At 46.8% G+C, this 24,176-nt stretch carries 18 protein-coding genes; 5 read left to right on the top strand and 13 right to left on the bottom strand.

All coding sequences use genetic code 11. From position 1 onward, the window contains the following. Positions 1-315: 315 nt before the first annotated feature. Entirely contained in the window at positions 316-1,755 is a 1,440-nt protein-coding gene (locus CWC22_RS22035; RefSeq protein ID WP_138538368.1) for a chitinase, read from the bottom strand. Between the two features lie 287 nt (positions 1,756-2,042). Here CWC22_RS22035 and CWC22_RS22040 point away from each other — a divergent pair, with 287 nt between their 5' ends. Then, the gene (locus CWC22_RS22040; protein ID WP_125562739.1) at positions 2,043-2,600 is read left to right on the top strand and encodes a GNAT family N-acetyltransferase; all 558 of its coding nucleotides are present in this window, start codon (positions 2,043-2,045) and stop codon (positions 2,598-2,600) included. Continuing rightward, a complete protein-coding gene (locus tag CWC22_RS22045; protein ID WP_125562723.1) occupies positions 2,600-3,934 on the top strand; it encodes an NAD(P)/FAD-dependent oxidoreductase in 1,335 nt (444 codons plus the stop codon). The genes CWC22_RS22040 and CWC22_RS22045 overlap by 1 nt, the downstream gene beginning before the upstream one ends. Before the next feature lie 122 nt (positions 3,935-4,056). Here CWC22_RS22045 and CWC22_RS22050 read toward each other — a convergent pair whose 3' ends face one another. The 8 genes from CWC22_RS22050 to CWC22_RS22085 all read right to left on the bottom strand — a co-directional run bounded on the left by CWC22_RS22050 (position 4,057) and on the right by CWC22_RS22085 (position 12,615). Beyond that, entirely contained in the window at positions 4,057-4,749 is a 693-nt protein-coding gene (locus CWC22_RS22050) for an SDR family oxidoreductase (protein WP_125562721.1), read from the bottom strand. 68 nt (positions 4,750-4,817) lie between these two features. Continuing rightward, complete coding sequence (locus tag CWC22_RS22055) at positions 4,818-5,195, bottom strand: STAS/SEC14 domain-containing protein (protein WP_138538369.1); 378 nt, start codon at positions 5,193-5,195, stop codon at positions 4,818-4,820. A gap of 7 nt (positions 5,196-5,202) precedes the next feature. Continuing rightward, on the bottom strand, positions 5,203-5,808 hold the full coding sequence (locus CWC22_RS22060) for a LysE family translocator (protein WP_125562717.1): 606 nt from the start codon (positions 5,806-5,808) through the stop codon (positions 5,203-5,205). A 52-nt stretch (positions 5,809-5,860) separates the two neighbouring features. After that, entirely contained in the window at positions 5,861-7,042 is a 1,182-nt protein-coding gene (gene prpF, locus CWC22_RS22065) for a 2-methylaconitate cis-trans isomerase PrpF (RefSeq protein WP_230090663.1), read from the bottom strand. Between the two features lie 90 nt (positions 7,043-7,132). After that, positions 7,133-9,721 (bottom strand): Fe/S-dependent 2-methylisocitrate dehydratase AcnD, encoded by a 2,589-nt coding sequence (gene acnD / locus CWC22_RS22070; RefSeq protein ID WP_138538371.1) that lies wholly within the window; start codon positions 9,719-9,721, stop codon positions 7,133-7,135. 99 nt (positions 9,722-9,820) lie between these two features. Further along, positions 9,821-10,942 (bottom strand): bifunctional 2-methylcitrate synthase/citrate synthase, encoded by a 1,122-nt coding sequence (prpC, locus tag CWC22_RS22075; protein WP_138538372.1) that lies wholly within the window; start codon positions 10,940-10,942, stop codon positions 9,821-9,823. A gap of 91 nt (positions 10,943-11,033) precedes the next feature. Next, the gene (gene prpB, locus CWC22_RS22080; protein ID WP_125562711.1) at positions 11,034-11,927 is read right to left on the bottom strand and encodes a methylisocitrate lyase; all 894 of its coding nucleotides are present in this window, start codon (positions 11,925-11,927) and stop codon (positions 11,034-11,036) included. 19 nt (positions 11,928-11,946) lie between these two features. Next, positions 11,947-12,615: a GntR family transcriptional regulator gene (locus CWC22_RS22085; RefSeq protein WP_138538373.1), complete on the bottom strand. Its 669-nt coding sequence runs from the start codon at positions 12,613-12,615 to the stop codon at positions 11,947-11,949. Positions 12,616-12,985: 370 nt separating this feature from the next. On the opposite strand from CWC22_RS22085, the gene CWC22_RS22090 reads away from it, so the two are divergent. Continuing rightward, positions 12,986-15,298, top strand: a complete 2,313-nt coding sequence (locus CWC22_RS22090; RefSeq protein ID WP_230090664.1) for a TonB-dependent receptor — start codon at positions 12,986-12,988, stop codon at positions 15,296-15,298. 23 nt (positions 15,299-15,321) lie between these two features. Here CWC22_RS22090 and CWC22_RS22095 read toward each other — a convergent pair whose 3' ends face one another. Continuing rightward, positions 15,322-16,011 carry a substrate-binding periplasmic protein gene (locus tag CWC22_RS22095; protein ID WP_164517592.1) on the bottom strand — a complete coding sequence of 230 codons (690 nt, stop codon included), beginning with the start codon at positions 16,009-16,011 and terminating at the stop codon, positions 15,322-15,324. Between the two features lie 560 nt (positions 16,012-16,571). Between CWC22_RS22095 and CWC22_RS22100 the strand changes: the two genes are divergently transcribed. After that, positions 16,572-18,728, top strand: coding sequence for a PKD domain-containing protein (locus CWC22_RS22100; protein WP_138538376.1), 2,157 nt, complete (start codon positions 16,572-16,574; stop codon positions 18,726-18,728). Positions 18,729-18,920: 192 nt separating this feature from the next. Here CWC22_RS22100 and CWC22_RS22105 read toward each other — a convergent pair whose 3' ends face one another. Continuing rightward, positions 18,921-19,118 (bottom strand): hypothetical protein, encoded by a 198-nt coding sequence (locus tag CWC22_RS22105; RefSeq protein WP_138538377.1) that lies wholly within the window; start codon positions 19,116-19,118, stop codon positions 18,921-18,923. 202 nt (positions 19,119-19,320) lie between these two features. On the opposite strand from CWC22_RS22105, the gene nfi reads away from it, so the two are divergent. Continuing rightward, positions 19,321-19,995 carry a deoxyribonuclease V gene (gene nfi / locus CWC22_RS22110; RefSeq protein ID WP_138538378.1) on the top strand — a complete coding sequence of 225 codons (675 nt, stop codon included), beginning with the start codon at positions 19,321-19,323 and terminating at the stop codon, positions 19,993-19,995. A gap of 352 nt (positions 19,996-20,347) precedes the next feature. Here nfi and CWC22_RS22115 read toward each other — a convergent pair whose 3' ends face one another. Continuing rightward, entirely contained in the window at positions 20,348-20,737 is a 390-nt protein-coding gene (locus tag CWC22_RS22115) for a hypothetical protein (RefSeq protein WP_138538379.1), read from the bottom strand. Positions 20,738-20,741: 4 nt separating this feature from the next. Beyond that, positions 20,742-24,170: a toxin C-terminal domain-containing protein gene (locus CWC22_RS22120; RefSeq protein ID WP_138538380.1), complete on the bottom strand. Its 3,429-nt coding sequence runs from the start codon at positions 24,168-24,170 to the stop codon at positions 20,742-20,744. Positions 24,171-24,176 lie beyond the last annotated feature (6 nt).

The following is a 24,176-nucleotide window of genomic DNA, read 5'->3' on the forward strand; positions in this document are numbered from 1 at the left end:
AATTGTAAGTTCACAATACCATCATCAAGTGCACACAGATGCCGCCAAAAATAACAAAAAATCAACCTGTTAATTCAGACTAAGAGTCTTTTGTCATAGCGCCTCAACAAGCTGAAAAGTAGGAAAAGTAACTTGCGTTAATTAAAAAGGGCCAAAATAAACTTCATCCGTACACGCAGTAAAAAAACAACAACAAAAGAAAAAACAAACAGTTAACCATGGTAAATATCGATTTACTATTCAGGCTACCAAAGCTCCTAAGTTATAAGAGCTTTGGTCATGATATAGTCACGAAGTAAAATTAAAGCCTAAAAATCAAGGTGCGGTAACAAGCGCCCATGGGCCTGTCCCGTTTGGCTCGTCACCACGAGTCCACCACTTAGCAACATACACTTTGCCATTGAAGCTGGCTTTATCACCTTGCAAATAAACTTTATTTGCCTCCCATGCGGCTACGTTATCTACCGGCGGCTTATCATCCGGTGGAGGGAGGTTGTCAACGACTGTGACGACCGGCCATCCGGTATGAGAGCCATAGAAGTTAGTCACACACTTCTCATAATCGCCTTCAACAAGCGCAGAGTAAGCGGTCTGATAGCCTACCAGCTTACATTCAAATGAAAATCCACCTGGACGATCAGCGTAATACTCCCAGTTTGCCTCCCAGTTGGTGTAAAGCACTTCGCCAGCACCATCCAGATTCAGACTACCAAATGGCGTTTGTTGCCAGCAGGTGTTTTCCTCATCACTTTCCACTGGAATAGTGTAATAGTGAGACAAGCCTTCCCAATAACGGATACGATTGACAGGCTGGCCTTTATTCCTGTTGTGCTCGCCACACTCAATGCCACCATTGATAACGTTAATTGTGGTACCAAAGCCGTAACCAATACCAGCATTCAGTTCTGTCTGAGACGGTACCCAGGTCCGGTCAATCACATGTAACATCGCCGGTTTTGGCGCCTGTGGCGTCAGGAAAAACCAAATAGCAGAAGCAAGATTAAGCCAGGAGTCGGCAACCAAAGCCGGGTTATTTAGCAGTACGGTCGCGTCACCATCGAACATTGCCTCAGAGAACATACCGTAGTTAAAATGGTAGGATAGCTGCTTAGCACCACGACCGAAGTAACCCTGGCCATCAGCGCAGGGCCAGCGACGGTTCTGCCAGTCATTTTGACCGCACCCAGTGGTGTAGCCGGGTTGACCTTCTGACCAGCCCATTTCGCGCACATGGACCAGCGCCTGCTGCCACTCTTCCAGGCGTAGCGGGTTGTCTGACACATTGTCTTTCGAAATATGGCCACCCGTTTCCTGAGCAAAGTGTGCAAATGCCGTAACGATAGACTTTTTACAAATAGCATCAGCATTGCGGCCATCAGTGTAATCACCACAAAAAGCTGGAAACTTACCAATTGCGCGTAAAAATCGTGTATAGGTGTACTCAGGTGCCGCCATTTGAGTCAAAAAATCCCACTCACTTTGACCAAACACTCGCTCTACACGTTTTACGTTATCGGGGTTGCTTGCCGCACCCGGAACAATTGCATCAACGATGGCATTGCTGCGTGTTTGTAGTGCTTTTGCCCAGACCGCATACATAGGATTAGCAGTCAGCGTTGACTCGGCAGCCTGAAGGCCCGCACGATCAAGTAAATATGCACCTGATTTGTTTGGATCGGGCTGTACATTGAGGGCTAAAGCGGGAGCACTCAGGCCCCCAATCACTGCCAGACTGACAAAGTTTAGTTTATTCATAGGACATCCTTTACATGTTGTTGTGTTGTGGGACACTCTGCGAGCACCCCGATTTCGTTTATTATCGTTGTTGTGCACAGCCTGCCAATAAAGATCATTGCAACATCTACATCAGACACACTGTTGTCACAATTATTACCAAGATGACATCGCTGTCAATAACAGTTGAACATAAAACACACTAATTTCGTACCTATTTTGTACAAGTTTTTTTGAACAGCTTTGTTTTCAATTAAGAAATGCTGCAAAATGATCTCCTTGTAAATGACACTTGGCAATCGCATATGATCTCAATCCTCCCACTCAACACAACTCATTACCCGGCCGTAATCGAACTCGCTAATCTGGTCCACGGAGAGAATTACCTCGATCTTGACGGTATTAAAATGATGCATCAACGAGGCACTCAACATGATCTGAATGCCTCTTTCGTTGCTGTTGATGAGTTACAACGAGTTGTTGGATTTAGAACATCATACAGCGCTGGCCAGTGGCCCATTGATAAATGGTGTTCGACAACGCTTTGGCCGGTGGACCCAAAGCAGATGGCATACTTTAAGTGCATTGCAATTCATCCGGATGCACAGGGACAGGGAATTGGACCTAAGTTACTCAAAGCATCTGTTGAAGTGCTGAAACAGCAAGGAGCTAAGGCGGGTGTATCTCATCTGTGGATGCAAAGCCCAGGCAATGGTGCAGTCAAGTACTTCTCCAAATCTGGGGGGAAGCTTGTCAAAGCCCATGATGATCGCTGGCTGGATCTCTCCTTGTACGAAGGATATTGTTGCCCTGTCTGTGGCAACGAATGTCATTGTCAGGCAGCTGAAATGGTATTGGAGTTCTGATGCACGCTTTTGATCCTCTCCATGCACCTCACTGCCAGGGGCAAGCATTCGCGCCTAGTTATTGGGCCGCGACTCAGCCCCTGCCAGTCGCAAACTCCGCGCCACAGGCTTCTGAGCATTTTGACGTGGCCATCATTGGTGGCGGCTTTAGTGGATTATTGAGTGCTTATTATCTGGCCCATATTTATCAGCAGAAGGTATGTGTCCTTGAAGCCAATCAGGTTGGCTTCGGCGCGAGCGCCCGGAATGCAGGATTTGCGCTACCTGGCTCAGGGCGGCTTGGCTACGCCGATTATGCAAAACGCTGGGGAATGGATGTCAGCCGTGGAATTTATGATGAATTTCAGGGCGGAGTGAACAGAGTCCGCTCTTTGATTGAAGCACACCAGATAGACTGTGACGTACAAGCATCGGGCTATCTAAAAATAGCACATAATGCTCAGGCTTATGCCAACTTACAAAGCGCTGCGCAGTTTATCTCAGATAATTTCGGCAATGACGCGAGCAAGCTACTCAGCCGCGATGCGCTTGACGCACAGTTCATGTTAAATCACCATGCTCATGGTGCAATGCGCTATGAGAATGGCTTCGGTTTACACCCACTCAAACTGCTACTTGGCTATCGCGACATGGCTATCCAGGCTGGGGTGACTTTATTCGAGCATAGCCTTGTTAGTGAGGTTAACCATAGCCAGCGCCACCAACTGAGCGTTAACGATCAAACTATCAGCGCTGATAAGCTGTTGTATACCGGTAACGCGTACAATAACAAACACAGTCATCCATTGATTAACAACCGCTATCTGCCTATCCTCAGCAGTATCTTTGTGACCCGTCCGCTCAGCAATGACGAACTGACACAAACTGGCCTGAAAACTCATCAGGTCGTCATGGATACCCGCAGGCTTAAATATTACTACCGGCTACTGCCAGATAATCGACTGTTATTTGGTGGCCGAGGTGCTGTTTTCGCCAAAGATCAGCATAAAACCAAATACCTTACTCATCTTAAATCGGCTCTTGCCGAGTGCTTTCCGTGCCTCACTAACATAGCACACGACTTTTACTGGCATGGCTATATTGCAGCAGCCCTGGATGATATGCCGCATGTCTTTTTTGAGGAGAATGTCGGCTACATTTTGGGTTATTGTGGTTCTGGTGTGTCATTTAGCTCGCAAGCTGCATATCGACTGGCTCAACTAACAATGAGCGATGCGGTACCTAACTTACCACTTTATCAACGGCCTTTACCGAAAATTCCCTTTCCGCAGCTCCGCCGTTTTGGCCAGCTAGGTTACTATCACCTGGCACAAATTCAGGACAAGTTTTCGTAAAATAGCAGCTGGTACAGGGATGGGTTTTTAGCAATCCGCGTAATTAAGTAGCCAATATTGGGACGAGCAAATCTCGCGATAACGCTACTTAAGCGCCCTGCTATCGCTTAGGCACCCGGGACCTACCAGGGAATGGCAAGCCCCTGATAGTCATAGAATCCGCCGCTTTGCGCTTCATGAAGCTCATCCAACACTTGTTTAAGCCCTTGTGCAGATTCTTCGGGTGAGATCAGTGCATTGGGACCACCCATATCAGTTTTTACCCAGCCCGGGTGCAATGCGACGGTTTTGATCCCTTCAGGCAAAAGGTCATTTGACAGGCTTTTAATCACCGAATTTAGAGCCGCTTTCGAGCTACGATAGATATAGCCGCCCCCTTTGGTGTTATTAGTCATGCTGCCGACTTTGGATGACAGGACAGCAAATGTTTTCACGTCACCTAACTTAAGGTGCGCGCTAAACGCTTCGGCCAGCTTCAAAGGTGCAATAACGTTGACTTCCATCACATGCTTCCACTGCTCAACATCACAATCACCAAAAGCATATCCTTTTGGGCCATAAACCCCGGCATTATTAATGATTAAATCGATAGGCGTCTCACTCAGCGATTTCGCCAGTTTGTTCATCTGTTCATACTGGATGACGTCCAGTGCAAATATCTGCAAATGACTAAATTGCTGCTCAAGCTGCCACAATGCCTCTGCGGATTGCGGCGTTCTACAGCTGGCCAATACTCGCCAGCCCTGCTCAAGATAAAGCTTAACGAGTGCAAGCCCGATCCCCCGATTTGCACCTGTGATAAAAAGTGTGTTCATAAGTTTATTTCAGCCTTTACCTAACGCCTCACTGACCATTATATATGTTTCGCTGTCACCGGGGTCACTTACTTTGTTAACCATGACAAGGCTTGAGTTTTTTCCTCAAAATACCGAGACTCACCTTCAACAAACCAATTACCCACCATGGCCGCAAATTTTTGCCAACGACTGTTCCCCAGTACTGCAATTTTATAAAAATCATGACTGTGACGCAGTGCAAGTGCTAAATCGTCCCAGGCTGCATGGAGGTCCCAGCCCTCAAACTCGGTAACATCCACCAAGACCCTGATTTTCTGACCAACTGCTGCTCTCAATGCACTATCTATCACAGCTTTAATGGCCATATAATCAGCATGACTGACCTTGCCCAGCGCTTTAAAACTCATTAATAGGTCGCCATTTAAGCGTTCAGTATCGACGGAGATTGAATGAAAGCGCTCCATGGCAGTCTCAGCTCAGGATATGGGTTGTACTAATCCAAATTAGCAGACAGGTTAACAAAAAGGCAAAAAATAAACGTAAATTACGCAACTGTGCTGGTGTTTTAATGAAACGGTGCAACACGCCGCCGAGCATCAGCCACAGACTATCCACGACAATGGCAACAACAAAGCAGGTGATCGCTGCCAACATGGCTCCCATCATCGGGCTGACATCAGGTACACTGTTATTAGCAAAAATAGCAATACAGGCTGCGTAAGCTTTGGGGTTTAACAGGTTCAAAATAAACCCGTCCCGGAACCCCACTTCACTCCCCTCAATATCCGACAGACCGCTTTGATTATTTGCAATTTTATACGCGACGTAAAACAAGTAAACAATGGCCACAATCTGACATACCGCGCTGAGATTAGGATAACTCAACAGCAGTGCGCCCAGACCCGTAGCAGCCACAATAATAGCAACGAGCAAACCCAGCAGAATACCAATTAAAAATGGTACACCACGGGGAGCCCCAGAACTGGCTCCAACCGCAGCCAATGCCAGTGGAGCGGGTCCGGGAGAGCCAATGAGCAAAGCCGTTGTCAGGGCTATCGACAATAACACTTCATACATCTACTTCGTTCCTTAAAAAATCAGCCCGGATAAACCGGGCCGATGTACGTCATTAAACTTGTTCTTGTGGGACTCTGACATGTCCCTCCATCACCACCCTGGCGCTGCGACTCATCACCGCTTTTTTGGCCAGCCAGCGATCATTCACTTGCTCCGCTTCAGCCCCCACTCTTAGCGTGCCTGAAGGGTGACCAAACGTAACACTGTTACGCTCTCCCCCACCTGCCGCCAGGTTCACCAATGTGCCAGGAATGGCAGCGGCTGTGGCAATCGCAACCGCCGCGGTGCCCATCATAGCGTGGTGCAACTTGCCCATAGATAAGGCACGAACAGATAAATCGATATCTTGCTCTGCAATCACTTTTCCACTGGATGCGGTATACGCTTTGGCCCCGCACACAAACGCAATCTTAGGCGTATGCTGACGTATTTTGGCTTCATCAATATGCTCAATCAAACCCATCTTGACTGCGCCATAAGCGCGGATTTGCTCAAAGCGCGCCAGTGCAGCTGCATCGCCATTAATGGCTTCTTGCAGCTCCACCCCCGTGTAACCCAAGTCCTCTGCGCGGAAAAACAGGGTCGGGATCCCTGCATTTATCATAGTCACATCAAAAGTGCCAATATCGGGCACTACCAGTTGATCGACTAAATTACCACTTGGGAACATATCGGCATCAGCATCTGCCGGATCAATAAACTCCACCACCACTTCGGCAGCAGGAAAAGTCACACCATCTAGCTCAAAATCACCGCTTTCCTGAACTTCACCATTGAGCATGGGAATGTGCGCAATAATGGTTTTTTCTATGTTGGCTTGCCAGATCCTTACTACGGCTATGCCATTTTCAGGGACTCGGCAGGCATCAACCAGACCATTGCTAATCGCAAATGCCCCCACAGCGGCGGTCAGGTTACCGCAGTTACCACTCCAGTCGATAAAAGGTTTATCTATGGCAACCTGGCCAAAAAGATAGTCCACATCGTGCTCAGCTTTGCTACTTTTAGACAAGATCACAGTTTTACTGGTGCTGGAGGTCGCACCGCCCATTCCATCCGTTTGTTTACCATAAGGATCCGGGCTGCCAATTACTCGCAGTAACAGCTTATCGCGCGCCTCACCAGCAGTCTGTGCGACTTCCGGCAGATCACTGAGATTAAAAAACACACCTTTGGAGGTGCCGCCACGCATATAAGTCGCCGGCACACGTAATTGAGGTTTGAAAGTCATCATTTTTATCCTAAATAGCAGCGTGGACACTCACAGTGAATGCCCACGGCTCAGGTAAGCTCCGCATTGGCTGCGGAGCAGGAGCGGAATCGATTATGCGTTTGCTTCCAGAAAATCTTTGGCAAAACGTTGCAGTACACCACCAGCTTCGTAAATGGACACTTCTTCTTCTGTATCCAAACGACACAATACAGGTACTTCGATTTGTACCCCATTGTTACGATGGATGATCAACTTTAAGGTCGCACCCGGCGTGCGCGTACCTTCCACGTCATAAGTTTCGGTGCCATCCAGTTCCAGAGTCTTGCGCGTTGTACCATTTTGGAATTCAAGCGGTAATACACCCATACCTATCAGGTTGGTACGGTGGATACGCTCAAACCCTTCTGCCACAATCACCTCAACCCCAGCCAGACGCACGCCTTTGGCTGCCCAGTCTCGCGAGGAGCCCTGGCCATAATCTGCACCGGCTACGATGATCAGTGGCTGCTTACGATCCATATAGGTTTCGATGGCTTCCCACATACGGGTTACTTTACCCTCAGGCTCTAAACGTGCTAAAGAGCCATGCTTCACCTCACCGTTCTCCAGCACCATTTCGTTCAGCAGCTTTGGATTCGCAAAGGTAGCTCGCTGTGCGGTCAGGTGATCGCCCCGGTGCGTTGCATACGAGTTAAAATCTTCTTCAGGCAGGCCCATTTTCGCCAGATATTCACCGGCGGCGCTGGATGCCAGAATTGCATTCGACGGAGACAAGTGATCTGTGGTGATGTTATCACCGAGAATCGCAAGTGGTCGCATGCCTTTCATAGTGCGCTCACCCGCTAGTGCGCCTTCCCAGTATGGCGGACGGCGAATATAGGTGCTCATTGGGCGCCACTGGTACAATGGATCATTGTCTTCGCCATAATCAACGCTGAGATCAAACATTGGCTCATAGACGGCACGGAATTGTTCAGGCTTCACGCTCTGAGCAATCACCGCATCAATCTCTTCATCGCTCGGCCAGATGTCTTTTAACGTAACCGGGTTGCCTTCCTGATCATTGCCCAAAACACCGTTTTCGATATCAAAGCGAACTGAGCCCGCGATAGCATAGGCCACAACTAGCGGTGGTGATGCCAGGAAAGCCTGTTTAGCATAGGGGTGAATGCGACCATCAAAGTTTCGGTTACCAGATAGCACCGCGGTGGAATACAGGTCGCGGTCAATCACTTCCTGCTGAATTTTTGGATCCAGTGCGCCACTCATACCGTTACAGGTAGTACAGGCAAATGCAACGATACCAAAGCCTAACTGCTCCAGCTCAGGGAGTAACTGCGCTTCTTCCATATAAGAACGAACCGCTTTAGAGCCCGGCGCAAATGACGTTTTTACCCAGGGCTTGCGACTCAGGCCCAGTTTATTCGCATTACGTGCTAACAGCCCCGCCGCGACCACGTTACGTGGATTACTGGTGTTGGTACAGCTGGTGATGGCTGCAATGATCACCGCACCGTCCGGCATTTCACCATCACGCTGTTCATAGTCAGCTACAATACCCTGCTTGGCGAGGTCTGCCGTTGCGACACGTCGGTGTGGGTTAGATGGGCCAGCCAGGTTGCGGCCAACGGATGATAAATCAAATTTCAGTACGCGCTCATAATGCGCTCCGGTCATGGCATCAGCCCATAAGCCTGTGTGTTTCGCATATTGTTCAACGAGTTTGATCTGCTCATCATCACGACCCGTTAAACGCAGGTAATCGATAGTTTGCTGATCGATATAGAACATGGCAGCTGTTGCACCGTACTCTGGCGTCATATTTGAAATAGTAGCCCGATCGCCCAAGGACAGACCATCACAGCCTTCACCGAAGAACTCAAGGTAAGATGAAACCACACGCTCCTGGCGCAAGAATTCAGTGATGGCCAGTACGATATCCGTCGCAGTGATCCCTGGCTGACGTTGACCAACCAGCTCGACACCAACGATATCAGGCAAACGCATATATGATGCGCGTCCCAGCATGACGCTCTCAGCTTCAAGGCCACCCACGCCTACTGCGATCACACCCAGCGCGTCAACATGCGGCGTATGGCTGTCGGTACCAACCAGAGTATCCGGAAATGCCACGCCATCACGCGCCTGGATAACCGGCGACATTTTCTCTAAGTTTATCTGGTGTAGAATACCGTTGCCAGGCGGGATCACATCGACATTTTTAAATGCAGTTTTAGTCCAGTTAATAAAGTGGAAACGGTCGTCGTTACGTCGATCTTCAATCGCCCGGTTTTTCTCAAAGGCATTCTCTTCATAGCCTGCGTGTTCAACCGCTAGACTGTGATCAACAATAAGCTGTGTCGGGACCACAGGGTTTACTTTAGCCGGATCGCCGCCTTTTTCTGCTATGGCATCGCGCAGGCCGGCAAGATCTACTAATGCAGTTTGACCCAGGATGTCATGGCACACTACACGAGCCGGAAACCAGGGAAAATCCAGATCGCGACGACGTTCGATAATTTGAGTCAGGTAATCATTGAGTTTTTCAGGCTCAGCGCGACGTACCAGATTTTCTGCTAACACTTTAGAGGTATAAGGCAAGCCATCATAAGCACCCGGCTTAATGGCTTCAACTGCTTCGCGGGTGTCGTAATAACACAACGAAGAGTCAGGTAATTTTTTGCGAAATTGGCTGTTCATAACTACTTCCAGAATTGCTCATTGGCTCAACGGCACAGATCTTTATAATTGTTGTGGACGATCTGTGCCATTAGGTGACGCGAAATGATGATTTAGATATTAACGCTCAGACATAGGTGGAACCGGACGTAGCTCCTCACCCGTGTAATCCGCTGACGGACGGATAATACGGTTGTCAGCTCTTTGCTCCATGACATGACCTGCCCACCCTGTTAAACGTGACATCACGAAAATAGGCGTAAATAGCTTGGTTGGGATCTTCATGAAGTGATAAGCCGATGCGTGGAAGAAATCCGCGTTACAGAATAGCTTTTTCTCACGCCACATGACCGCTTCACAGCGCACAGAAACAGGATAAAGAACTGTATCACCTACATCAGCAGCCAGTTTTTCTGACCACTGTTTGATGATTTCGTTACGCGGATCTGACTCGGAGTAGATAGCATGTCCAAAGCCCATGATCTTCTCTTTACGCTCAAGCATGCCCATCATTTCCTGCTCTGCGTGATCAGCAGATTCAAAGCGCTCAATCATTTCCATTGCAGCTTCATTTGCACCACCGTGCAAAGGACCACGCAATGAGCCAATTGCACCTGTAATACACGAGTGCATGTCTGACAGGGTAGACGCACAAACACGCGCCGTGAAAGTAGACGCGTTAAACTCATGCTCTGCGTATAGGATCAGAGAAACATGCATAACACGCTCATGTAATTCGTTTGGCTTCTCTCCATGCAGCATGTGCAGGAAGTGGGCGCCGATTGAATCGTCATCAGTTTCAACGTCAATACGAACGCCGTCATGGCTAAAGCGATACCAGTAACAGATGATGCTTGGGAAGCACGCCAACATTCGGTCAGTAATTGCCTGCTGCTGTTCAAAATCGTGCTCACCCTCTAGGTTGCCCAGCATAGAACAACCAGTACGTAATACGTCCATTGGATGTGCGTCAGCCGGAATACGCTCTAGTACTTCTTTGAGCGCATCTGGCAGTCCACGCTGAGATCTCAGCAGAGCTTTGTAGCTGTCTAGCTCCTGTTGATTCGGTAGCTTGCCTTTTAGGATCAGATACGCAACTTCTTCGAACTGACAATGCTCTGCCAGGTCTTTCACGTCGTAACCGCGGTAGGTCAGGCCTGAACCTGATACACCCACTGTCGACAGTGCCGTTTTACCTGCAACCTGACCGCGAAGGCCTGCACCGCTTAATACTTTAGCCATTTTGTTATCTCCTGAATTTTTACCTGCTGGTTAATTTCATTATAAGAAAGGCCACATATCAGCGGCGCTTGCTCATTATCCTTTGTGTCTTTTACTTATTTTTACCCTGGGCAAATAACCCATCGAGCTTTTGCTCATATTCGTGGTAGCCAAGATAGTCATACAAGTCCATACGAGTTTGCATGTTGTCTATGACGGCTTTCTGATCGCCATTCTCTAAGATGGACTGATACACCATTTCTGCTGCTTTGTTCATAGCACGGAAGGCACTTAACGGGTAAAGCACCATATCAACGCCCCACTCGCCCAATTCTTGTTTATTCCACAACTCGGTTTTACCGAATTCCGTGATGTTTGCGAGAATAGGCACATCCAGCGCCTCTGAAAACGCGCGATAATGTTCTTCTGTCTGAACAGCTTCTGCAAAAATCCCATCCGCACCCGCTGCAACATATGCTTTGGCACGCTCAATTGCCGCTTCCAGACCTTCCTGTGCAAACGCATCAGTACGGGCCATGATGAAGAAGTCAGGATCGGTACGCGCGTCAACGGCAGCTTTGATCCGATCAACCATTTCCTCAGTCGAAACAATCTCTTTGTTTGGACGGTGACCACAACGTTTTTGTGCTACCTGATCTTCCAGATGCACTGCCGCTGCACCAGCCTTTTGCATTTCCTGAATGGTTTTAGCAATATTAAACGCCCCACCCCAGCCAGTGTCGATATCAACCATCAGAGGTAAATCACAAGCTGAGGTGATGCGCTGTACATCAGCAATCACATCATTTAGAGACGTAATACCCAAATCTGGCAGACCATAAGATGCGTTGGCTACGCCACCACCGGAGAGGTAAATCGCCTGATGGCCAATCTTCTTCGCCATAATTGCGCTGTAAGCATTGATGGTGCCTACAATCTGTAGCGGCCGATTGGCTTTGAGCGCGTCGCGGAATTTTTTACCTGCGCTGAAGATACCTGTACTCATAAGTGTGTCTCCCGGATAATTACTGGTGCTGTTTGGTTAACTTGGTAGCAATGTTATTTTTTGAATATTGAATATGGCGACGCATTAGCATCTCTGCCAGTTCGGCATCCCGACTTGCGATAGCACGTACTATGTGTTTGTGATCATCGTAGGCCGTCGTTACGTGCGGCCCGGCCATTCCGAGCTGTACCCGATACATACGTGCCAGGTGATAAATACCATTGCTCAACATGGCGATAAGCTGCTGGTTCTGACTACCCATAATGATGCGGTAATGAAAATCCAGATCACCGGCTTCCTGATAGTAGGATTCACCGCCTTTCACTTCATCGAACTGCTCATTCAACAGGCTGTTGAGTTTAGTGACTTCATCATCTGGCATATGCTGTGCTGCCAAACGTGCGGCCATACCTTCGAGAGCCTCACGCACCTGATACAATTCCATCAAGCCTTCTTCACTTAATGACACCACTCTGGCGCCCACATTCGGACGACGCTCAACCAAATGACAGGCCTCAAGGCGGTTTATCGCTTCCCGTACAACAGCGCGACTTACTTCATATTTTGTCGACAATTCCATTTCGCTCAATTTAGAACCAGCCGGAACATCACCTTCAACAATCTCTTTCCTAAGCCGGAAAAATGCTTTATCTGAAGCAGTTACGGCACTTTCATGCATAAAGCTCATTCTGTCTTCGCCTTCCGGTCTTGTTAAAAGTTGTAGACAATATAGTGCTACTTGACGTTTACGTCAACCTAACACCGAGTAGATTGTCGACAATTTCAAATATACAGGGTATTCGCGAAATTTATGGCCAGGAAGCCATGAGCCAGACTTAAAAAGAACGGTTCCAGTTAACAACCAACTTATGTTCAGGATGTATACTATGAGAAAGAGTTAAATCACTGTTTGGCAATAGGGGCAGGCCACTAGTAACTTACTATACTTAATTCAAAATACTCCTGAAGCGCTTGAGAACAGTATGTATGTCACCCATTTAAAAGGGTTTTCACTTTATTTACCAGTTCCTCTGTTATACCTGCTCTGCACATCCACAATGGCGCAAGATAAGCCCACTCAAAATGCAAAGGTAGTACAACTAGAGCGAATTACTGTGACGGCTAATCGCCGTAAACAAGATTCACAGGCTGTCTCATCTTCAATGTCCGTATTAAGTGATGAAGACATGGAACGCGCAGGTATTATCAACATCACCAGATTAGATGGTCTCATTCCCGGATTACGCATCGGGCAGTCTGGAGCCGAAATACGCCCGGCGATGCGCGGGGCAAGAACCAACGAAGTAGGAGTATCTGGCCCTGGGATTGCCGAACAAGTTGTCGGGATTTTTCAGGATGGAGTCTATGTACCAACAACCACGGCAGGCATAGGCGCTTACGTTGATATTGACCGGATAGAAGTCTTAAGGGGCCCTCAAGGTACTCTTTATGGCCGTAATACATTTGCGGGAAGTATTAACATCGTTAGTAAACAACCTGACTTTGAGTCACTGCAAGGCAGCATTAAATTGCTCAGAGGTAGCTACCACAGAAACCGCTATGAGGGAATGGTCAACCTGCCCATCAGCGGCTCACTTGCAACCCGGCTGGTCATGGTGACAGATCAGCACCAAGGCTTAATTGCCAACCATCATCTGCCAGGCCCGGAGGACGATCTCAGAGAGAAAAACTTATTTTACGCGCGCTGGATCTCCAAATTTCTGAATAACTCCGGTTTTCAGATGACCGCACGATTCGATTTCTCCAGTAAAGACGGCAACTCAGATGCGATTTGGGGCTATCAACAAATATATGGTTATCAGCTCAGTGAAACCGAGCCTGGTTCCGGCATTTTTCATCCTCAAGCCACTGTCACACCGGGCCACATTTATCAACCTGATAATGTCAGAAATGACGACACAGGCCCATATGATGTGTATCGCAACGCACTGTCTTTTAATAAGCAAAACGAGCTATCTGGCACCGTGCTGTTAGAGTGGCACGATGCGCTGACTCACTATAAATGGACCAGCAACTACACCAAGTTTAGTGGTAAACAATTTTACGATAATGACTTCAGCGATGGCGGTACAGACAAAGTAGGTGGGTTCGGCCGTCAGGACGAACAATATAGCTGGTCCTCAGAACTGCAAGCGTCTTGTGCAACTGCAGGCCCGCTGTCCTGGATTGCTGGCCTGAACATATTTCATCAGGAAGCTGACTGGGCGTGGTTGTGGCACACAGACAACAATGGTGACGGTATTGCAGACAGCATTCATGTGCCATCCTGGGGCAACCCTGAGCATGACCCTCATATCACCCACTCAACAGCACTATTTGGCCAACTAAGGTTTGCACTAAATGACAAGCTTCGTTTAATCGGCGGTTTACGTTACAACAAGGATAAGAAAGACTTCACAGGCAACCTGACCCCGCAATGGCAAAATTCAGCCTTGCTGTACAAAGCGGGGGTGGAACTTAAAGTCAACGAGGACGCATTGTATTACGCCAGCATTGCCAATGGCTATCGCACAGGAGGTGCCAATGATGCACGCGTGATCGAGCGTGGCGCAGACCCTTTTTACAACAATGAGCAGGTTGTTTCCTTTGAGTTAGGTATGAAGCATTCTCTCCTGGGAGGCGCAATGCAGTTGAATATATCCGCATATATGAATAAGTACAGCGATGTAAAAGCACAACTGTTTGCCATTGCCTGCAATGATGTTAACTCAGGCCATACGGTGACCCAATGCCTTACTGACGGCACCAGTACCACATTCGAATATTATGAAAACGGTGGAGATATAGCCTCTTTGGGCCTGGATCTAGCGCTGTTCTGGTTACCCATGGACGATATGCGCCTGTCCGCCAATATGACCTGGATTGATGCTCGATTCAGCGATGACTTTAAAGTTGGTAATGCGGCGCTTCGTCCGCTCCTTGGGCTTGGAAATCTGGATGGCAGGCAAGATATTAATGACCACACCAGCCAGTTTAGTTTTGCCCGCTGGCAACCAGCAATGACCTCAGAATACACGCTGGGGTTCAGTGCGCTCTATCATTTCTACCTGGATGAAGCGTCCTATTTAACACCGTATATCCAGCTCAGTTATAAAGACGACTACTACGCATTTGATACCAACATCCCAGAAGTTAAAGTCAATGCTCATTTGATGGCCGATGTGCGTCTTATCTGGACCCTGAGTGACAGAACAGACATTCAGTTCTTTGTAGAAAACCTGACCAACCAAAATGTACTCAACCGTGCTGTTGTGCACTCTCAAATCGTTAATGGTTTGCCTGCCAATTCAATCCAGGCCAACTGGAACAATCCGAGGACATGGGGTGTTGTATATCGATATCAGTTTTAGTACGCGCCGACAAAGGTGCGCAGCTACCGGCTATAACCTGCAATGATATTCGCCAGTATGCCATTGCGTTTTGCCAACGCGATGACCTGATTAATCTCTGCCAATAGACTGGCACACCAGGAATGGCGAGATAATAATAAATGTACATCGAGCACGGCAACGGGGTGCGGCAAAGCAATAAACTCATCCTGCAAGCCACTTTTTTGCAAAAACAGCAAACCATCTTGATAATCCAGCACAAAGTAATCCGCAAGTCCTTCTATAAGTGGTCGCAGTACATTGACCTCAAAAGTGGCTTTATGCGCAGCGACACTAACGAAACTGGATTTGTTTTCGGCCACAAAACTATCAAATGCCTGGCCATAGCTACCTCCGAGCGGTTTTAGCCCCACACGCCCCTTCAGGTGCTCAAGCTTCTCAAACACAAATGGCCTGTCTTTATGTACAAACACCCTGATCTCATTACGGTAATAAGGTGCGCTGTACTGGAATAATGCGCTGCGCTGCTCGGTTTTGTAGGCGCCAGAGACAACATCAAGCTGCCCCACTTCCACCATTTTTAGTACACGTTTCCAGGGTAAAGGCGGCGCGACCCATATTGGCAGATTTAACTGTTCGCCAATGTACTCGAGCAACTCAAACGAAACCCCCTCTGCTTGATCCGTTTGCTCATTGACATACCCAATAGGCCACCAACTTATCGGTCCACCCACCCTCAACTCCTGACAGCTCCCTGTCACGCTGGCACTCACTGCAAACCCACATATTATTAGGGCCAAAAGTAAAATGACTCTGATATATTTCAGACAATAAGAAAAACGATTGAAACAGGCAGTCAAACGGCACCACTGTGGAAGGTGAACACATTCTAACCATAGACAGACAAAAGGTGATTATCCAGTATTACGCTTAGTTCAAAAGCCTTGCGCATCATCATAGAGCTAAACGTGAGGAATAATCTGAGGACAGGCTCGATGGCCTTATTTCAGTTGCTCTATGCTACATTTTAGCCCGCAGATTTGGCACATCTATTTTGCTCGCTACGGGGATTTCATTGCGCCAAAAGAAATTTGTTTAATTGAAGAAAAATACCCTGCTCTTATTATTGTGATAAAGTCCTCTGCATTAAAACTGTAATGCCTACTAATACTTAGGGTTTACAATTTACTCGCGTCACAATGATATATAGTATAAAAAGGTACTTCACATTCTAGTGGACAAGAGTGTAAAATAGTTCTTGCAATAATCTAAATAAGTTAAGGGAAAAAACTTTATGAATCTTAAGCTCCTACTCATTTCTGGGCTCGTGTTAATGAACACAGCCTGCTCCAGCGACGATAACACACCTGAACCTCAGCCAGATAATAACGCTGGTGAAGAACAGAACCCGACTACTGACAAAGATACTGATAAAGACACCGATCAGGATGCGGATAAAGACACAGATCAGGATTCGGACAAAGATACAGATACTGACCCAGTGCCAGATCCAGAGCTACCGGCATTGATATTTGACTTCTCTTCACAAGGCAAATTCAGCAGCATTACTGCAGATGTAGGGTCTCCTGTAACTTTTCAGGGAACACTGAATCGAGATGATAGCGACATTACCAGTTGCCAATTAGACTTTAATGGCGATGGTATTTTCGACCATGACCTGACCTCTTGCAGTGAGTTTACTGTCAATAATACGTATGACACACCAGGAGTCTATGCTGTTACCGCGAAAGCAAACTTTGCAGATGGTACAGCAGGCTCTCAGATGCTTTTAGTTACGATCAACGGCAATATATCCTTAAGAGCACACGTGAGTGCGAACACGGCATCTTATGGTTACCTCGACACTGTGCAGGATATCAACAAAATTATCATCGATGATGGCGCAACATTGCGTTTTGATATTACAAGTCAATTTGAACTGGCTAGCATCCTTGTATCTTACAACGGAAAACAAGTCGAAGTAGATACCTCATCTAAGCGCTTCACCTTCCCTGCGTTCGAAATGCAAGAAGAGACTCACCTGCTGGCAACCATTAAAGATAAGAATGGCCAAACAGCTTTGCTGTCTTTACCTATGTACCCAAATAATCGACCTGTTGTTGAAGAGTTTACAATTAATGGGCAAGATCTCATTGCTGCGGACAATTTCACCATTGATGCGCAGAGCACTTTAGCCTTTGCTGCAAAGTGCAGTGATGATAACGGAGACTGCCGTTTATCGCTGAAACTCGAAGACGAAATTGTTCACACCTCGGACACTAATTCGCTGCAATATACTAAAGTACCACCTGTTACCGCTACCAAAGCGCACATTCAGGCAGAAGATGAACTGGGTTCTACCTCACTGAGTGCTGTCAACCTGCGATTGATCAATAAAAATGACGCATGGGAAAAAGCAGCAGACTTCGACGCCAGCTCAGTACACTCAATGGATGGCAACTACATTTACTACTACAGACAAACGGAAGATTCACGTTTTATCTCACAGTTTAGTATTAGTGAAGCGCATTCGATTGATCTACTCAACGTTCCTCAAGGCTTTGAAGTGGACAGCACCATTGTTCGTAAAGACAATATGCTCTACTTCAGTATCTCTAATCAAACAGAGAAACAGTATACGACATATAAGGTAGATACGGCTGACTTAAGCGCAAACATCATCGCCAACTACTTCTTGACTTCTGCGTCTGACAACTACTTATTGCTCAGAACATCTCACGAGCAAAAAGAGAATGCACTGCCTTATCTGTATAGTATTTCCGATGACGAACTTACCGCGTTAACTTGGCCTGACTACACCTACTGGTGCGATGCTTATAGCGATGGCTTTTTCGTGAATAATGCAGGTACGGTTTACTATCAAAATAGCTGTCAACAATATGATGGAGCGCAAGTACGTCACTTTGAAAGCTTCAAATTTAAAGCCATTGGTGGTGAGTGGACTGATGTAGCACTTGACCTGTCGGGCGCACGTCGAATCGAGTTTATGGATGGCTACTATGTGGTCCTCACGTCTCCATTCGACCAATTTAGTACTGACCCGAATTACAGCTTGTACTTCTTTGATTCCGAGTCTCATGCACAACTGGCTGTAAGTAGCTATAACACCGGTAGTACTGACCTGAGCCACTATCACTCGCCTAATCGTCAGTGGTTTACTTTTGAACATGATGATAAAGTTTGGCGCTTCTCGAAGAGTAGTGGCTTAGAGCAAGTATCGCTTCTCAACGAACCGACCGCTCCGCTTGCAGCAGCAGACAATGGTGAGGTCGTTCTAAAATATAAAGCGCAAGAGAGCGATGGCTCATCCAGTTACTTTATTGTAAAAGACAACCAGAATCAGGTGTTCTCTGAAAATCTCGGCACGCCACACAGCGTAGAAAATACCTGGCTGTGGATAACCGACAGAGCTATCTATACCAATAAATAGCCATGATTAGTACATACTAATTAGAATTAAGCGCGGCAGCTATCCTTTATAAGATCGCTGCCGCGCTTCATTTTCAATCATTCGAATAACGCTCAAACGGTTGCACATCAGGTAAAACATTGGCCAATTTATAATAGTTGCTTGACGTTAGGCACCAGCTCCACAGCAGACTGTTTAAGCCTCCAAGACACCTCATTGATAATGATAACGCTTCATCACATTTTCAACACTCAGGCTGCCACTTTTCACCGCATTGAAATCCCGTTCAGTAATTTGTTGAACGGTGGGGCGAGAGCCCTGTGCACCACTGTCATAACTGACAAAAAACTTGCGATTTTCACGGACAACCATACAACTAACGCCTCTTATCTCTTCATAATCTAGTGCCATAATTTTTGCTCCAAAAAACAAGTTCGTGAACTTTTAGCCTGAGCTAATTAGGCGCGCCTCGTGAAAGCCAATAACAGTCAGTTACCTATATCACTGCGTCGAAAACACTTTTTTACTCGACCCGTTTGTCCACTTTGCTCTATAAATAACAAACTAAGATACGTTAAAATTGCACAGTAATACAAAGAATAAGGTAGTTACAATGCAAATTGAGTACCCCAGCTCTGAAACAGAAACTCAGGCACTGCAAGAAACGCTCGCCACTCAGGTTATTTGTGAAGACAATTTTGAGTCCATCTCCACCATTGCAGGGACGGACGTGGCCTATGACGATGCGACAAATCAACTGGTTGGTGCCATTGTCGTGCTGGATGCCAATACACTGGACATCATTGAAACTCAGGTAGTCACCGAAAGTGTACGCTTTCCGTACATTCCCGGTTTGTTCTCATTCCGGGAGTTGCCCCCATTGCTATCTGCTTTCGAGCAGCTTACACATAAGCCAGATATGATAGTGTGTGATGGCCAGGGCCTGGCTCATCCAAGGCGCTTTGGGCTGGCCTGCCACCTCGGTGTAACCCTGGATATTCCAACCATAGGGTGTGGTAAAACACGACTCACAGGCACACACGAGGCCTTAATTGAAACGCGGGGGGCAAGCGCAAAGCTCATCGATAATGAGCAGATAATAGGGGAAGTGTTACGGACTCAGGACAACATTAAGCCTGTGTATGTCTCTGTCGGCCACAAAGTCAGTCTGAGCACAGCCAGAGACTGGATCCTCAAACTCACGCCAAAATACCGCCTGCCAGAAACAACCCGCCAGGCCGATCAACAAGTGAATCGGGCGCTTAAAGCACTACAAGCACAAGGCTAACAAATGCGCCCTGCGCAATCAGAGACTGGCAGGGTATGGATTCGGCCCTTTGAGAATGGCAGAGCCTGGTGATACAGGCTCTTCCAACATTTAGATCATTTTAATGTGCGGTTATTAGTGAGACATTAGTGTGGAGAGCGACTTTTCAGCGCCGTGGCAAAACACCATGTGCAATATTATTGGATTTAAAAACCTATCCGGCTGATCAGAACTCAACCCAACCCAAATAAAGGCTGATCTTCAGAATTCAACAAACATGCAACTATCAGGTCAAGTCTGAGCTAGCAAAGGATATTTATACTAAAGGTACACCCCTGAAAACAAAATGTACCTTCTGCATTTTAGGCTATGTCTAAGCTTCGAAATGTTCCCTGAGACTTGGACTCTCGTCACAAGATGCTTGGACAATTAAATAACCATCGTGCTCTTTAACAAGAATGACCGGGTAATATTGGATGTCATAACTTCCATCCTCATGCTCAGTCACCTTAGAGAGATGGACTTCATTATCGATAAGCAGATCTGCTTTGCTATTCCTCCAGACAACAAGTTCCGTCAGTAGGGTTTGAAGTGCCTTATCTTGTTCACCAGGCTCATAATCAAAAGTAGATATAACTGGAAAACCATTATGATTCCCAAATATATCTAGTAAGCGATCCTCACCTTCTCTACCGAACCTTGCCCTTAAAACGCTACATGACTCAACTTCCATGAGCGATTTAATCAAGTCGTCAACTCTCATTAACCTAATCTCCAATCCATTTTAAGTCAGCATCGTAAGTTCCCATACGAGTTTTTCTACTTCCAAGTTCTTTTACTGATTTGGCCATTTTCCATACCCCACCATTATGTGCGCCATTGCCATCTCCGCTGCCCACATCACGTGATATATACAGCTTCTTCTTTTTGTTGAAGTAAACTACTTCACGATGAACTTTCTCATTAGTTTTTTCAAAACCAAGCTTTTTCGCCGCAGCTGTTGCTTCCTTTGTTGTTTTGTAAAAGACCTCCCCTCGCTTAGCCATCCTACGAGTATCAAGACCTGCTTCGACAATCTGCTCTTCCATTGTTTTTCTAGAAGAACCCGATGCTCCATCAAGACGACCTTGGGCCATCGCATACAAGCTATCCGCAATTTTATCTTGTCCAACTGCTTTAAGCTTATCCAGGGCTTTTTCAAAAACTTTCGAGCCGGGAATCAACTGACTGATAGCCAGTCCTATTCCCATTGCGGTGAGCGTGTCTGCAAGAGCTTTATCTCCCGCTTCCGGACCGAAATCATCATAGACCTGAGCAACTTCAACAAAGTCATTAACTAGCAAAGCCGTGTCAATTAGCTTTAAAACAACAGGGATAAATATCAGGAACAATGCATTATGTTCAGCTGCATTCGCGCCAGAACTAGAAGCTATATTGACATCGCCTCCAGCGGCAAATGCCGCTAAGCCAGCACCGAGTTTAGCAAGGTCAACACCCGCCGCTTTAAGCCTGTGTAACTCTTCGGTGATCGCAGGAGTACGGTCTAACAAGTAGTTTCTTTTCGCAACCTCGGCTTCTAAACCAACAAAATCTGAGTTGGCCAGCATGAGGTTAACTTCACCTTCCAACAACTTTGAAAGTTGCTGTTCTCGCTCTTCTATTTTCTTCTTTTGGGCATCGCCGATGATTTCACCAACGACTGCTCCACCAGCACCTGAAGCACAGCTGACACCATTTGCTGTCGAACCGCTTGCCTCAGCCAAAGCTGCACCATAAATACACCCGGCTCCTGCATGTGCAATATAGCGAACTGCATCTGACCAATTATGTTCACTAGCCAAACCTTTGATCTCACTGGCCATATACTCGCCAAGCTGATCAACGCCATACTGCATCAATGAGGTTTTGAAAGAATCGCCAAAGCTTGTTCCGTTAATGGCTGCAGTTATACCTGCCCTTACCGTTGAAGTAACCACAGCCTGTGTTGCCTGATTAGCAATATCAATTGCCCACTCACTCGAGAAGAAGCGTGAACCTAGGTCAGCGTTAGCAAAGAACGATGAGCTTTTGAATACTTCACTATTAAGAACACCCGCAGTTGCCATTGAAACGGCTAACGAACGCAGTCCCTCACTAGAGGTAATATTCTTTATGGCACCGTCGATACCTTCACCATTAGCAATACTTGTTGCAGCCTGTGTCGCTAACGCCAGGGCACCAGCCTGCATTGCAGCACCATTAACAAAACCAACAGCACCAATAGAACCACTAGTACCGATCAATTGAGCACCAGCAGGTCCCATTGCAACCGACACTGCAATCGCTACAATCGCCATGGCCGCCGGGCTCAAACTGCTAGTCTTATCATGCTTATGAATTTCGACTAGTTTTTGATATACAAGATTAATATTTCCTGCAAATTCTGGATCATTGTGCAGGTCTGACATCCAACTTAGACTTTCGTTACCGCTAAATTTGTTTAGGGTCTGTTGGAGTGTCTCCCCCTCATACTGCCCCAGCTCAAGTGTCATACCGTGCGTTGCATGAACCTTAACACCACCAATGATCTCGTTATATACCGCGGTATCGACCGTATCCTGTATGGTTTCGGTCTTTATTTTCCATGTACCTTTTTTAACTCTATTGTAGAAATAATGATCCTGCTCTTTCGCCAGTAACAAGTTAACCTTGCCATTACGCGCATCAATAGTGGTACCAGTACCTGACGTGATTTGGGTTGCTTGTAACGTTACATCACCAAAGTCCGAGGCGATCATTACGCCTTTCCCTGCCTCAAGAGCTGAGCGGATAGCAATGGTCTGGAATTCCTGCTCTTCTTCCGTGGTTTTACCCCACTTGGCACTGGATTGCTTCTGGAACTGATTAAATTCGTTAGAGATAAAGATACCCTGGCCAGCCAGAATCTCGATAACCCCTTCGTCAGCATGTAGCTCTGCGGCTTTGAGTTCTATCGCACCCGCTGCCATCAGATAAATACTGTCTTTTGCAGAGAGCTTAGTGGTTAGATGTTCTACCTCTGAGGCGCTTTCTTTAAAACCTTTATATTCTTTATTGCTTGAATAAGTGGTTTGTTGAGACTTTAAAATAATGTTGCCATCGGCACGTAAGCCAATGGTGTTGCCATTGATTTCTCCACCTTCAACAACTATGTCACCGTAACTTTGAATACGAATATTCTGACCATCTACGGAAGCAATTTGTCCGAGTCGGGTGCCCTGCCCATAAGCTGTGTTGTAACGGTGCAATACTGTTTTTTGTACGTACTGGCCAGCCACGATATCGACGTTTTGAGCCGCAGAAAGACGACCTGACAAATTTTGTAATGTGCCCCCCACAAATAGGTTTAAGTCGCCATCTGCGCGGATCTCTGCTTTGGGCATCACGGTAAGGTCTTTGGCCGTCTTTACAAAGGTGTCACGCTGAGTTTTAAGCGTACCACTATTAATTGTAATGCTTCTGAACTCAGCTCTTGAACCACCAAATTCTGTTACATGGCCATCAACTCTCTGATTATCAACGGTACTCTGAGTCAGGTGTACAACTGGCACCAATACCTTTTCGCCATTGATAGTCTGAAGTTCTGGCCAGATGAAGTTTTTATTGAAGCTCTTCAGGTTATTTTCTGTAACTTTATCGCCAAACTTAGTCGCAGTTGACCCTGCAAATTCAAATGCATTGTTGTACAAGTCATTAATTTGCTGTGTCTCATTGGTATACGAGCCATTGATCAAAGTACGGTTAAGCTGGTTATAGATTTGTGTTCGCACCATGCGCGATTGCACAAATCTGTCACCCACTCTTTTGGTCAACTCATAGTGCGGAAAAATAACCGTAATCGAGTCATTAGCAATAGGAATGTACTTTGGCGGATTCAGACCACTCTTGTTGTGTTCAACCAACTTTGCATGAAATGTTTCGATCGTCTGTGCGGAGCGCGCCTGTGAAGACTCTACTACATAGTCTGATTTAACAAATTGGCTGTCCGAATTGCTGACTTTAGTAAACGCCGGATCAGCATTAAGTTCAGCTGCGGCTTGCTGAGCATCGAACAAGGTGAAAGCCTGCGCAAGCGTCGGTAAACCGAGCTGACCAACTAATAATGCAATGTTTAAGTAACCGACACACTTTTGCCACAATGATATAGGCTTTTCAGGGTTGAAGTTATTGTTTTTCATACGATT

The sequence above is a fragment of the Pseudoalteromonas rubra genome (assembly GCF_005886805.2).
GTDB classification, from domain to species: Bacteria; Pseudomonadota; Gammaproteobacteria; order Enterobacterales; family Alteromonadaceae; genus Pseudoalteromonas; species Pseudoalteromonas rubra_D.

Excerpts from the sequence above, each read along its gene's own strand:
- prpC (WP_138538372.1), bottom strand. The coding sequence starts at position 10,942 with ATGGCTAAAGTATTAAGCGGTGCAGGCCTTCGCGGTCAGGTTGCAGGT.
- CWC22_RS22085 (WP_138538373.1), bottom strand. The coding sequence starts at position 12,615 with ATGAGCTTTATGCATGAAAGTGCCGTAACTGCTTCAGATAAAGCATTT.
- CWC22_RS22090 (WP_230090664.1), top strand. The coding sequence starts at position 12,986 with ATGGCGCAAGATAAGCCCACTCAAAATGCAAAGGTAGTACAACTAGAG.
- CWC22_RS22045 (WP_125562723.1), top strand. The coding sequence starts at position 2,600 with ATGCACGCTTTTGATCCTCTCCATGCACCTCACTGCCAGGGGCAAGCA.
- CWC22_RS22105 (WP_138538377.1), bottom strand. The coding sequence starts at position 19,118 with ATGGCACTAGATTATGAAGAGATAAGAGGCGTTAGTTGTATGGTTGTC.
- prpF (WP_230090663.1), bottom strand. The coding sequence starts at position 7,042 with ATGATGACTTTCAAACCTCAATTACGTGTGCCGGCGACTTATATGCGT.
- CWC22_RS22035 (WP_138538368.1), bottom strand. The coding sequence starts at position 1,755 with ATGAATAAACTAAACTTTGTCAGTCTGGCAGTGATTGGGGGCCTGAGT.
- CWC22_RS22050 (WP_125562721.1), bottom strand. The coding sequence starts at position 4,749 with ATGAACACACTTTTTATCACAGGTGCAAATCGGGGGATCGGGCTTGCA.
- nfi (WP_138538378.1), top strand. The coding sequence starts at position 19,321 with ATGCAAATTGAGTACCCCAGCTCTGAAACAGAAACTCAGGCACTGCAA.
- prpB (WP_125562711.1), bottom strand. The coding sequence starts at position 11,927 with ATGAGTACAGGTATCTTCAGCGCAGGTAAAAAATTCCGCGACGCGCTC.
- acnD (WP_138538371.1), bottom strand. The coding sequence starts at position 9,721 with ATGAACAGCCAATTTCGCAAAAAATTACCTGACTCTTCGTTGTGTTAT.
- CWC22_RS22115 (WP_138538379.1), bottom strand. The coding sequence starts at position 20,737 with ATGAGAGTTGACGACTTGATTAAATCGCTCATGGAAGTTGAGTCATGT.
- CWC22_RS22100 (WP_138538376.1), top strand. The coding sequence starts at position 16,572 with ATGAATCTTAAGCTCCTACTCATTTCTGGGCTCGTGTTAATGAACACA.
- CWC22_RS22060 (WP_125562717.1), bottom strand. The coding sequence starts at position 5,808 with ATGTATGAAGTGTTATTGTCGATAGCCCTGACAACGGCTTTGCTCATT.
- CWC22_RS22120 (WP_138538380.1), bottom strand. The coding sequence starts at position 24,170 with ATGAAAAACAATAACTTCAACCCTGAAAAGCCTATATCATTGTGGCAA.
- CWC22_RS22055 (WP_138538369.1), bottom strand. The coding sequence starts at position 5,195 with ATGGAGCGCTTTCATTCAATCTCCGTCGATACTGAACGCTTAAATGGC.